Source organism: Blastopirellula sp. J2-11 (genome assembly GCF_024584705.1).
GTDB lineage: Bacteria > Planctomycetota > Planctomycetia > Pirellulales > Pirellulaceae > Blastopirellula.
In genome coordinates, this window is sequence record NZ_CP097384.1 from 5720608 (window position 1) to 5734786 (window position 14179).

1 protein-coding gene is annotated in these 14179 nt (G+C 53.1%); it reads right to left on the reverse strand.

Annotation, left to right across the window (positions count from 1 at the left end; translation table 11 throughout):
- Positions 1-44 precede the first annotated feature (44 nt).
- On the reverse strand, positions 45-13856 hold the full coding sequence (locus M4951_RS22785) for a choice-of-anchor D domain-containing protein (RefSeq protein WP_315985744.1): 13812 nt from the start codon (positions 13854-13856) through the stop codon (positions 45-47).
- Positions 13857-14179 lie beyond the last annotated feature (323 nt).

Sequence of the window (14179 nt, forward strand, 5' to 3'; positions counted from 1 at the left end):
AGCCGCTTTGCTTGCTGGATAGGCTCTAAGTCAGCTTGCCCAATCTACCCCATGTCATTTCCACCTCGAATCCAAGTCGAGCTACCTTTTTCGTAATACTCTATCCCATCCTTGCCGCAGAAACCAATTTCCCGACCGTACTCATCCTTCACCGGAATTCCCTTTCGGACATCTCCCTCATCGTAGTAGTATCCAGTCCAAGGATTCCACCTCAATCTCCCATACATTTCAATGCCTTTCTGGCGGTGTTCTTCAAACACCTCATCAGATATGTATTCGGACTCGCCTTCCCTTGGGCCAGAGATATAATTTTTCATGTACTTATAACTAAGAATGTAACCTAAAGGCGATCGCGTAGTTAACGTGTACTCTGATTCTCCATCCGAAAATACGTAATCCTCATGTACATCTGAAAGGCTATGGCCCCTTGCGAAGTCTGCGGCGTCTCTTACAACAAAATATGCCGTCAAGGCACCAAATGCCTTAGGGGCAATCTTGGCAGCCCTCAGCCGGGCTCGAGCCGCAGCCCCAGAGCCTTTATGCGAAACCGCTCCGTGCTTTACGCCTTTGCCGCTCTCGACAAGCTCCATGGTCTTGCAACTTTCTGTCCCGGCGTGATTCCAGGTATAGCCTTTGGGCCGTTTCCAATTCGGATCCTTCAGTTTTTCTCTCATTGCCTCATCTGCTGCGGTAAAATCTGCGTCGGTCCCAGTAATCTTCCGAATTGGAACAGATCCTTTTTCTGCACTTCCTCCGTAATACCATTCGGCTGGAAAGCCTCCCTCCGCGATATGTCCATCCTTAAAAACGACTTCCGCACCGGCAACACGGGCGTTTTGAGCCCACTCGGAATTATTATACCTAAACACGCCATTTCCTGGCGTTCCGGAAATCCACTCACCGCGGTTGGCTCCTGGAAGCAACCCACTCGGATCCACCGCATTCAAGTGACTATTCCCCACATACCGATAAAGATTCGCATCCCCCGCCGCAAACCCAATCGGGTCCTGGCTCATCCAGCGGCCTAGCTCGGCGTCATAGTACCGCGCACGGTTGTACTGGAGGTCGCTTTCTTTATCTCGATCTCGTCCAGTGTAAGCGTAGATGTGGTCGATCGCGGCGTTGGTTTCGCTGACGATGTTGCCAAATGCATCGTAATCGATGCTGTTGGCGATGGTCACGTCTTTGGTGACCTCGTCGTAGTCGGCCAGGTGGCGGACGCTGCCGAGGTGGTCGGTCGCCGCCCACAGGACGTCGCCGGCGACGGCGTCTTCGTCGGCGATCACCTGGTCGATGTTGGGGCCGTACAGGTAACGGTTGAGGATCGTTCCGTCCCCGTCGGTTCGCAGGGCGATTTGTTGGCCGTCGTGGTAATAACGCTCTTCACTATCGCCAGCGTCGGCCAGATCTCCGTCACCATTCGCGTCGATTTCTTTGGCGATCCGGCGGCCGAGAGCGTCATAGGCGTAGACGACTGTCTTGAGCGTCGTGTCGAGCGAATCTTTCTCGGTGATGCCGATCAACCGGTTTCGATGATCCCACGAATAAAGGAGATACGCGCCGGTGGCGATCTCGGTGCGGCGAATCCGGTTTCCTTCGGCGTCGTACTGGTAATTGTAGACGCCGTTGGAGAGGATTTGGTTGTTCGGGCCGATGACGTAGGCGCCGCTGATTCGGTTGCCGTTTTCATCATAGGTGAACGTCTGATCGGCGCCTTCGCGATCGATGTCGGTCAGTTGATTGGTGTCGTCATACGTGAAATCCTGAACTCCAAAGACAAGACTGTCCCACCCGGTCAGGCGATCGGCATAGTCGTATTCGTAATCATTCTGGTCGATGACCGACTGCCCATCGCCATTGCCGACGATCGTACCGGTCAGCGAAATCAGGAACGAGGTTTCGTCCTCGTCGCTGGTGGTGAAAGAGAGCTGCCCCAAATAGGAGCCGGGGTAGATCGACGCGACCTGAACCTGAATATTGGCGGATTGGCCTGCTGCGATCGACGTGAGCTCGCCCGCGCCGAGCAGGATAAAATCGCCCGTAACGGCAAAGTCGCTCAGGTAAAGGGGATTGGCGCTCGGATTGTTGATCACGAGGGTCTTCGTCACAAAGTTCCCCTCTGGCGAATCCCCAAAGTCAATCTCGGCGTCAACCGCCAGTTCGCTGCCGTCGAGGGTCAGAGCGATTTCGGAGTCGGGTGCGTTGTAGCGCAGGTTGTAAACGAACGTCTTGCCGGTATTGAGGGTAATGGTCAGCGTACCGGATTGATCCTGCACCAGCCCTGCCGCTGCGGTGATGGTGAATGCGTCAGTCGCAGAGGCGCCGTACGAACCTGTTAGCACACTGCCGAGGGTGAAGTTCGGGTTGTCGACCGTGACGCTCGAGACGGTAAACGCGCTGCCGCCGTAGTTTGCCAGCGTCAGTGACTTCGTCGGTGATGAAGAATCCCAGGCAATCGTATCGTGCGAATAAGCGTTGCCGCTGCCGGTATTGATAACCGGCGAGTTGCCGGTAAATGCCGAAAATTCGGACGTATTGTTGTTGGTTGAATCAGTCGCGGTGACGACGAAATAACTGTAGTCGTACAGGTTGGCGTTGATCGTGTAATTGGTCGAGCCAAAGAAATTGGTGCTCACCGCGACGCTGCCCAGATAGGCGCTGGCGTCGCCGGGGCGATAGCCGCCATAGAGATCAAGGTAGAACGTGCGACTACCGGAAGAGCTGAGAGAGCCGGAGACCGAACTGGCGCCGACCGAAGAGATCGTGGGAAAGTTCTGCAGCGCGTTCGGGCCGCTGTCCCAGTCGAAGGTGTCGTTGTTGGTGACGCCGTTGTCGGCCAGGTCAATCGCTAGGCCGCCGTTTTTGAAAATGCGATTGCGGCGAATAAGGTTGCCGGTGGAGCCGGAACTGGTCACGGCAACCCCATCGCCGCCATTTCCACCAATCCAGTTCGCCTCGTCATCGTCGCGTACGCCGTCCATATTGGAACCGATGCGATTGTTCGAGGACGAATCATCAATCCAAACCCCTTTGCCAGTATTGCCGATAGTCGGGTCACCGACGGCGTCGAGTCCGATCCAGTTACCGGCGATAATGAAGCTGCTGGTCGCATCCAAATAGATGCCGGCACCATTGCCGGAGATGAGGTTTCGCTCCAGGCTGTCGCTTACTCCGTCGCTGTTAGTGCCAATGTAGTTGGTTCCCACCGCGCCGTTGGTGTTGACGCCGGTGTTGACGTTGGCGACAGCGTACGAGCCGGAAATATCAGTACCGATGTAGTTGCCCGCGATCCGATTGCCGGGGACCGAACCTTCCAAGCGGACGCCGACGGAACCGTTCCCCGAAATAATATTTCGCTCGGCCGCGTCTCCTACGCCGTTTCCGTTAGTGCCGATGATGTTGTTTTGGGCGCCGCCATAGATCCAAACGCCATACTTCGCGTTAGGAACCGCATAGGTCCCGGTGGCGTCGGTCCCAATCAAATTGCCGGCAACGATATTGTTCGTTGTGCCAGTGCTATTCAAAAAGACGCCGGAAACGTTAGAGCCAGGGGCGCCGTTGCCGGAAATTACATTCGCCTCGCCATCGTCACTCACGCCGTCACCATTAGTGCCGACAATGTTGTTCGTTGATGCTGTGTCGAGCACGACGCCGTAGTTTCCGTTGGAAAGGGCGATTGCGCCGGTACTATCGGTGCCGATTCGATTGCCGCTAATCCAGTTCTCACTACTTCCCCGAATAATAATGCCGCAATTTTGATTGCCCGAGATGAGATTTCCCTCCATCGCATTATAGAGGCCATCACCACTATTGGTTCCGACTAGATTGTGATGAGAACCGCTCAATATTATTACACCGTTGCTTCCGTTGGCGATCGCAACAGTTCCCGATGCATCAGTCCCGATCTTGTTTCCGCTGATCGAATTGTACGCCGACGAGCTTGCGAGATAGACTCCGTCGTTGCTGTTGCCAGAAATGACGTTTCCTTCCAATTGGTCGCCAATTCCGTCGCCATTCGTACCGATGATGTTCGATTTCGCTTCGGTCGATATCCAGACACCTCGGGAGTTTGCGATGGCGGCGTTTCCTGCCGCATTGACTCCCAGGTAGTTGCCGGAGATACGGTTGAAATCGCTGTCAATATTCGTAATCGCGACCGCATTCAACACATTGCCGGAGATTATGTTGCGACGCACGCTTACGTCCAATCCATCTCCCATGTCCCCGACAATGTTGCGATCGGCCCCGGCGTTAATGAGCACGCCAGATCGTGTATTTCCAAGGGCGGCAAGGCCGTCGACGCCTGTACCGACAAAGTTTCCGGCAATAACATTTCCATTGACATTGTCGCCACTTAAGAGAATACCCTCGCGGGCGTTCCCGCTGATCACATTTCGTTCCATGAGATCATTCGATCCGTCTGCATCGGTCCCGATAAGATTGCCGCTGCCAGCGTAAATGGCGACCCCTGCTCGATTATTGCCGTTTGACGAACCGCTGGGATTGACGCCTATATAGGATCCATGCAGATGAATATCACTGGTGGAAATCGAAACCCCATCGCCGACAAAATTCGTAATCGATAGCCCGCTGATCACTGATCCGCCCGCGCCAGTAGCGATGTTTAGTCCGTTGAAGGAGGAACTTGAGACAGACCGAAGCTCAATCACTGGAGGATCGACAAATTCTTCCTGCGATTGCCCGACGATCAGCGTCGTGTCGGTAAGCGTCGGCAATACACTGGCAGTGTCGATATGGAACCAAGTTCCGTTCCAGCCAGCTTCGGTAGCTGGAATATCGAACAAGATCTGCTGAATCCCGGCCGAAGCATTGGCGTACTCAATCGCCGCGCGAAGCGTCACTTCGGCGACGCCAGCCGAGTTATTTTGTCCCGTCCACGCAATCCCATCGCCCGAATTGCTGTCAGCCAAATCACGCGTCGAATTAACAACGATCGTCTCTGTGATCGGCAGCACTTCGCCCGAGATTGCAAAGTTAAACGTACCGTCCACAGCGCCGTTGGTATCAAAGCTGATGTCGCCGCCGAACGTGCCGTCGGTCGCAGCGTCAAGACGAACCGCAAACGTTAGCTTCTCGCCGGGCGCAAGAACATCGACATCAAAGTCTTTCGCGAGAGAGTAACCTGTCGGCAAGGAAATGTCGCCAAGTTGCAAATCGTTGGCGCCGGTATTGGTGATGACAAAGGCCTGAGTACGCGAGCGAGTTTCGGCAGTTGCGGTATAGGTGAACGTGCCGGTGTCATCGGCGATCGCTGTGGTGGAGCCGAACGGAGTGATCGTCATGGTGGTCGATTCGGCGGGGTCTTCCCCCTCAGGCGGAACCTGGGGAAGATCACTTGAATCGGCGGTCGTTGTTAGAAGTTCCGTCAACCGAAGGAGTGCATCGTAAGAATAGGTCGATTGCATCGCCAAATCGGAGGCAGTTAGATCTTCATAGCGGTCGATCGATGTGAACTGATTGTTGACGTTGTAAGAGAAGTCAACCCGCTTCTCGACGCTGACGCCGGTCTCCTGAACGCTTGTTAGTCGATTGCGCCCATCGTAGGTAAACTGACGTTGTGCATCCGAATTGCCATCGAATGCAGCATCGTAGGTAAGTCGATTGCCGACGGAATCAAACGTCTGCCCGACATCGTACGATTTTCCGCCGTGAGTTTGCACGAAATCAACTTGCCGTCCAAGATTGTCGTAGGCAAAAGCCAGCGTTGAATCGCTGTCGCTAGCGGAAGTCAACTGACCGAACGCGTCATAGTCAAACTGCAGTTGGTCGACGATCGCCCCCCCCTGCGACGCATACCACGTCTCGCTGCGGAGACGATTCCGATCATCGTAGTCATACATGATCACACGTCCGTTTCGATCGACATATTGCGTTAGATTGCTGCCAACGTCGTACTGATACGAGCGAACATCGCTGAGCGGATTTGTCTCTGCCACGACGCGTCCCAATGCGTCGTATTCCCATGTCGTTACATTTTCTTCCGGATCACTAAGCGTCAGGCGATTGCCGCGGAAGTCATACGTGTACTCGGATATGCCCTGTTCGGCATTGATCATCGATGTCAGGCGGTCAAGCGTGTCAAAGACGTACTGCGTCTCGTTTCCAGCCGGATCGGTCATTGAGACCATCCGATCAAAACCATCGTAGACGTAAAATGTCGATGGCGCTGGGATAGCGTCGGACGTGTCTGGGTCAACTGTCTGTCGTTCTTCCAGGAGATTGTTACGACCGTCATAGATATAGTAGACGCGTCGACCTTGAGCGTCATAGCCGTAGGTTGTTCGCCCTCGAGCGTCGTAGGAGAAGTTGTAAACGCGGGCCGACTCGGGTCCGACGCCATCAGGGTCAGGCGTCGTCATCTTCGTCATTTGGTCGTATTCGTCATACGCGTACGTAGTGATGTTGCCGTTGGCGTCTGCTTGGTTCAATAAGTTGCCGACCAAATCGTAGTCGTATTCGACGACGACCGGCGAGCCTGGACTGCCGGGATCCGGTTCCGGATAGGTAACGGAGGTGGTGCGTCCCAGGCCATCGTATCCATAGGTCGTCGTTCGATCTTGGCCTGCGGCGCCAAGCGGACGAAGCGTGGTCGACATTCGCCACCCAAGATCGTTGTAGAAAGCGACCGTTTCCAGAGATAGTTCTGGTCCGCCGGCTCCATCCGGATCCGGCGATACGGTGCGAACGAGATTGTCATGCAGGTCGTACTGGTAGTACGTGACTTGGTCGAGGGGATCGGTTTCGGCGATGACGCGGCCGAACGCGTCATATTGGGTTAGATGTTCCGGCGCTCCGCTTCCCGGATCAGGCATGGTCGTTTTCACGACGCGCCCTAGGTGATCGTAGCTGTACGAGGTCGTGTAACTGGTAGGGGTCGCGTCTCCGGGGAGAATCCCAGAGATCGTTTCTGAAATGAGTCGCCCAGCGTCATCGTAGGCGAACATTTGCTGTGGCTGGCTTCCGTCCGGATCGGGAGAGAGGACTGCGATCTGACGGCCACGAGCATCATATTGATACATGGTCGTGCGCGTGACGCCATCGGCTGTTTCATGAATCGCGACCAATTCGCCGAACTCGTTGTAGTCGTAGGTCGTTTCAGATCGACGAGTTTCACCCTCAAAGTCATATTCGGGAGAAAGGGTGCGCGTCACGCGCCCCAGTTCGTCGTACTCGTAGATAGTGCTGGTCGGCCTCACCACCGAAGCGGGATCACCGTTGTTCACATTCGTTAATAGGGTGAGGCTGAGACCACTGTACTCGCGAAATTCGTAGCCGTCATGCAGGAATTGACCGGTCGAATCGTAGTAGTTGGAAGATAGCCGCATCGTTCCGTAGCCAGATCCAATTTGACGAATCATGGCGCTGAGCTGTCCGTTGTCTGTCGTCGCAGCGGCGTATTCGCGGAAGAATTTCATCCCTTCCGGATCAGCCAACAGGGTCCCTTCGGCGGTATAGACCGCTTTTCCCCAATCGCCGTAACCGGTCGCCGTAATATGGCCGTGCGGATCGATCTCCACCGTCTGACGTCCCATTCCGTCGTAGGCGTATGAGTACGTCGGAAGATCCAGGCCGTCGCCATCGGGATCGGGAAGCGTAACGGAGATAACGCGTCCGTTGTCATCGTACTCGTAGGACGTAACGCGATCTTCCGCGTCCGTCATGGAACGCAACCAACCGTTGGCGAAGTATTCGTAGGTCGCGATCGACAGTTTGCCGTCGCCATCATGGTCGGGACGTTTTTCTTGGGTGATGCGGCCATGTAGATCGTAGACATACTGCGTGCTGCGCGTAACGGAATTTACCGCATCGGTTTCGATTTCTTCGACCATCTGGCCTTTGGAGTCATAGACATAGCGCATGACGGGCGCCGAAAGCGGGCCCCCGTCATCTGGATCGGGCAAGATGACTTCGGTTTGACGGCCAAGATCGTCGTAGCTATACAGAGTCTGGTTGCCCAGTTCGTCGGTCACCGTCGAAAGATACCCTTCGTTTTCTGTGTACTCGAACGAAACGCTCGCCTCGTTTGCGGTTCCCTTGGCGTACGTAATCTGAGTGACGTTTCCGTCCGCGTTGTAGTCGTAGTCAGTGACTCGATTTCCGGAGGAGGAAACCATTGTCACCAGATCGATCAGCCCTGCCGGCGCTGCCTCGCCACTTCCTCCCGGCGTGTACGTGTATGTCATGACAAGATCATTTGTCTCATTGACATTGGGCTGGGTATCGTCGTCTCCGACGATCAGTCGCTCGGAAATCTTCCGCCCAGTGACCGGGTCAAGCGTGTAGAGCGTTGTTGCTCCGAGTTGGTTGATGTATTTGGTCGCTTCGTTGAAGGTAAGGTCGTACTCCCATACTTCCGTTGATTGATCGGGGTACGTGATCTTCAGTAGATTCCCATGAGTGTCGTAATCATAAATCGAGGTGTAGCTGGATTCGTTGCTGAGGCCTGGGCCGTCTGGATCGGGCAGCGTGACCGTGATCGTGCGCCCCGCTTCGGTTTCCAAGCGATTGTAGGTAGCGACGTTTCCTTCTCCATCGATCTCACGAATCACGCGACCGAACGAGTCATATTGCATCTTCCGCGTTACGCTGCGGGTGTCGGAGACTTTCTCCGTGACTTCGGCGTAGATCAGATCGGTTCGAGCTAGCGGGGCCGCGTTGGCCAGCGTCCCGACCAAGCCGGCGGCAGAATCAACTAGCCCGGCCGTAATCCAAGACTGGTAGGTCGTCACGGAGCCGTCAAGACGCTCAATTCTCGCCACTTTACCATAGTCATCGTAGAAGATTGTTTCGCCTCCATTCGGGGAGACGATCGTTTGCAATCGTCCCAGTGCGTCATAGCCGTAGTTGGTTTCGAGCGTCGTGAGCGGTCCGGCAACTCCATCGGGATCCAACTGGGTCACCTTGGAGAGTTGACTCCCCACATATTCGTAGGTAGTCGTAATGCCAGTAAAATCGGTAATCGCCGTTAGCAGACCAGTCACGCTGTCGAAGACGAAAGATTTCATCCGCCCACGATAGTCCGTGATCGATTCCAGGACCGACGTCCCTTGCTTGTAGGCGTATTGAGTAACATTACCCACTCGCGACTCGGCCTCGATCAGAAGTCCGCTCTCCTCGAACTTGTATTGATCGCCGTTGGCCATCGTAATGACGTACTTCCAGGCTTCGCCGCTCACCGGTGTGATTACCGTGTAGCCATATTCTCCCTCGGGACGCGAGTAGTCGCCGTTTGCGTCGGGGAAGAACTCGTAGACGCCGCCGTTGCGTTGCCAAAGGATTCGCCCATTGCTGACCACGAGTCGCTCCGCCTCGTTTTGGCGCCACCCCGCTCCCAGCTCAGTGGACTCATTTTTCACCAGTTCCTTGGTCCCGTTGACATCTCGCAAAACCGACACGACTGAACCACTGCTTGTCACTTCGGCGATTTGCATCGACCAGCCGTAAGATCCGCTGGAAAGCCCCGTCGAATTGATCGGAGCGGCAAAGCGGTACGAAGCTTCCGCTTGGAAGTCGGCAAGCGAATAATAGTTTTCGATTTGCTGACCCTCGAAACTAATCGTGGCCCGTAGATAGTTGCTCGTGGAGCTGACTTCGTCGATCTGCACATCGTTCGAAACGACGTTCTGATCGGCATTCGCCTCGGACTCATACGAGAGACCGCTGCTCGGATCGAGCGTCTGAACGTCGCCTGTTACATCCGAGACAAGACACTGTCCCGGAGCGCAGGTGCATTGACAAACGTCAGGAACGTCAGAGTTGTCGCTAGAGTAGGCAACATCTTCGATCGTGACATTCGCCGTTTCATATCCGCTTTTCACGGCATAGCTTGGATTGCCTGAGGAATCATTAACCAACTTTAACTCTGCGGTCTCGTCTCCTTCATCGTCAAAGATATCCACAAACGCTTCCAGCGTGATCGCTAGTTCGTCTTCGTTTGCAGGAAAGGTGACTTCCAATTTGTTGCTGCCGTTCTCCGCTCCGATCGAATAGTCATAAGCGTATTTCGCCTGTCCATTGGCCGGATTGTCGAATAGCCCTTCGATGTAGATCGTAAGCGGACTCTCGATACCTGCCATGGAACGATAAACGGTCAACGACGTGCTTTCGTTCTCTTTAACGGTAACGCCGCTTGCCGTTTCAAACCAAACCTTCGGCCGCGTATCGTCAATGATTGTCAATGACGCCTCGTCATCAGTCATTGAGTCGTTATTCACGTCGGCTACGACGTAGTAGTTCGGTTGGTTTTTTGAAGCAATTTCATCTTTGGCGATGATGCCAACAGTAATGACGTCGTTTGGCTCAATATCGTCGTCGCTAACAGGATTGACGACGAGAAATTGCGTCGATTTGTCAGCGGCGATCGTGATCTTCCCCTCCCATCGCTCGTCTTGCTCGTTGTAGGTTAGGTTGCCGTCCAGTCCTTCCAGGGAAAAGTCTGCAGCCAACTCGCCAGACGTCTTCGCTATCCAGCTTGTTTCTAACCAAAAGTCAATCGTTAGCGGGTTCGTTAAATCAGGATCGCTTGACTGCTTACGAGTGAACAGAAAGTTAGCCGGCACGGGCCCTGCTTCGTCGGCATCTTCGTCGTTTGTAACACCGACGCCCCACTCGTCATTATCTTGGATGTAGACGTCGACCGTGTCGTTGGCCGTATCGATTTCGTACTGACCGCTGGACGCTTCGGCAAGCGTGATGCTCAGGGTCTCCAGGTCTTCCCACAGCGCGTCGTTGGTCGCTTCAATCTCAATCGTGACGGAAGCCTCGCCGGCTGGAATTTCATAGGTGCTTGGAATGAGCGAATAGTCGCTGCTTTCGGCATCGCCAGTAAAGGAAAGTTCGAATGAGAGTGCCGGCGTATTTTCAAGCGAGCCGCTGCTTGTCCGGGTGACGGTGATCTTGGAGTTCTCGCCATTTTCGTAGGCGGTGTTTTTGCTTTCTTGGATCGCGATGGAGAGATCGGGGGCAACGACTTCGCCGGTAATTTCAAAGACGAACGGGTTTTCGTCCGTGTCGTTGCTTTGGATCGTTATGGTATTCGTATGAATTCCAGGATTCGTCGCGTTGAGGATCGCCTCAAAGTATGTTGCGATAACATCTGTATGCCCATCTCCATCCAAGTCGCCGAGCTCGTATAGAAGGCTCGACGTATCTATGGCAAATTCACCGGCTCCGCCCAAAACGACCGAATTTAAATCAAGGTTCGCTGTCCCAGCATTTTCGATTCGGAAGGTACGCCGGATTTCGCCACCGATATCAACCGACCCAACGGACACCTCTGTCACGGCGGGCGTATTTGTGATTAGATTGCCGTCTACCTCATCATCAAAAACCTCCAATTCTGGCGTGCCAGTAACAATGCCCGTCAAGCTGAGATGTTCAATAGAATTGACTTGGTCATTGGAGGTAAAAACAAGACGATTGCCCGAAAAACCGAATTCTCCCTCGAATTCTGCGGTAAGTTCCACCTTCAGATAACTCGATTGACCGGGAGGAACGATCACCCAATAGTCGTTTTCAGGGTCAAAATCCGGCCCCCCGCGTTCGATAGTTCTAAATCCGGCTGGAGATTGCCGTGTGTCCCACCACAAATCTCGACCATAGCCTTTATTTATGATGATAAATTTCTTGGCTACGGGTAAACCAGCGGGGGTAGTGCCAAAATCTATCGTTTCGTAATCTACCAATTGAACGCCTGGGTTCGACTCCAGCTCTACCCAGAACGTCGGCATTGTGAACGTTCCGACAATATCAAAGTCAAACGACATGAAATCAGGATCGTTTGTCGCAATAGAAATATGACCATTATGCATTCCGGCGACAGGTAAATACTGCACTATAAAACTAGTCGATTCGTTCTTCTCTAATGTCGTATCAAATCCAGTCAGGTCAAGTTCCAGGCCATTTGTTGGATTTGTCAAAATAGGAAGATCTAAAATCAGCTCGCCACTTGCCGTGTTTTTGATCCAAATAACCTTTTTAATCGCATTTTGGCCTGGTCCGACATTCGATATTGTTGTGGCTGTCGACATCACTACGGGAGTCGTTTGGGCATCGTAGATTTCGGATCCACCAATGGTGTCTTCGTAGACATGGAGCTCTGGGTATACTTCCGCAACGCCTTTCACAGTAAAGTTATAATTCGATTCGTCATAATCACTGTTGTTGAACTTAATTGTTGCAAGAAAGTTGGTGCCGGCATTGGTTGGGCTAAAGGTAATCTTGAACGTGGCCTGCCCGCCGTTTGCGGCGAGCGTTGTACTTGAGAAGTTTTCAGAAATGGAATACCCACTACCAATGATCTCAAGCGTTTCTGGATAGAGAGTCAGGGGAGCGTTGCCAGTATTCGTAATCCGAAACATTCTTTCCAGTGGTATGCCAGGTTCTGTTTGAAATAGCGTGTGGGGGCCGCTTGCGTCATTGATAACAACGGCCCCTTCGGTCCCGATTGGCAACGCGACAACCTGGATTTCAGGTGCGACGACGGACCACTGAAAGCCAATTCCAAATAGTGATTCGTCAAAGTCATTGTTCTCAATCGTGATTGCAGAGGTAACTCCATTTGCTACAGTTGTGGCGTCGATCGTCGCCGAGAATTCGTATTTTTGAGTCCCAGGGGGAATAGTGACCGACAATGCGCCTTCGGTAGGTGAAATTTGAATGAACTCCCCGTCCTCATCTTCCGAGATGTTAGTCAATCTCAGGGTGTCGTAAGGATCGCCGTAGGTGTCCGGATTGATGTTGGTCACCCGAAACTTGGTTTCAATCGTCTTTCCCTGCAGGACATTACCAAAATTGATTTGTCCATCATCCGTGACTTCTTGCCATGAATTCGACGATTGCTTGTAGTATTCGACTTTGATCTCTCGCCCATTAACGACGTCACCTGTAATCTTAAAGTCGAACAGGCTCTCATCGGCGTCATTGTTTTTAATAGAGACCGTGCTGCTAGGATCACCAGTCTCATTTGCATCCAGCTTGAGTGAAAAAAACGTCCATTCGCCCGCCGCAAGTGAGGTCTTGCCTAGCGTTTCTACGATTGTAATGCTTGGATCACCGGACAATGATACGGCGCCGCTAGTTCCAAGCATGTCCGGATCCAGGTCCAACACGCCCCCACCGGTATTCTGGATCTTGAATCTCTGTACAACGGAATCACCAAGCCCCATCTCTGTAAATGGAATGGCGTGATGGTTCATCCCGACGATTATGTGACTAAATTTCGAAAAAAATTGCAGATCGGTATCGCCATCTTGCACATCTATGTTGCCGCTGTAGTCAGACGGCAATACGCGTGTTACCTCTATTTCTGGCGATGTTGGTGTTGGAGTGGCATACGTGATGTCAATGTAGCCATAGTCCGTTGTGGTTCCGTCTGATCCCTGCCAATTCAAACGATCATGGTCATAATCTTGCGTAGGATCAAAGTAGATGTTTACGCCAAAAAATTCACCAACGGGGAGAGAGAAACTCGTAGAATAGGAAAGGACACTCGGCTCACTTCCATTGAGGAGAAAATCGTTTCCGTTTGTGCTGATGCTAAAACTTGTTAGCGGATTATTGCTATTATTGTAAAAATCTACTGGTATATATGTTGTTCCGTTCGGGTTTGTAACGTAGTAGTCGGGATGAATTTCTAGGTGGATGTCCGCTTCGTCCGGGTAAGGAACGTTTGAATCAAATCTCTGCACAATATCCGCCGTCAACATCTCCCGCACTTCCATCGCCTCAAGCTGAATTGGCCGAGGCGTACGTCGCTTCCGTTTCGCCGGCCCCTTTTGCAACTTCAAGCCAAGACGAGAGAGAGTTTGCTTCCAAGAGGTGAGGGGGAGGCGCATTCGTTGCACTCCATTGCAAGAGGGAAAGAGGAGAAGCGACAGGGCTCGACCAAGCAGCCTGACAGCGGGGGCACTTCAAGGTGGCACAGCCACCCCATGCCAGCATTACAGCGATAGCTTATCCGCATACTGTGCCGGTTGCAACGGAATTTCTAGTGAAGTTGCTATCAGTTTTTTACGGACGCAAGCCACTCTTCAACAAGAGGTTTAAGCCGCGCTCCAGCTATTCCCGTCTGTGCGGAATGAGTAGTTTCAGCAGCAGTTGACGATCAATCACGTCAATCTCATGACTAGCTGTATCAGCAGCCCGCCCTGCTTTTCAT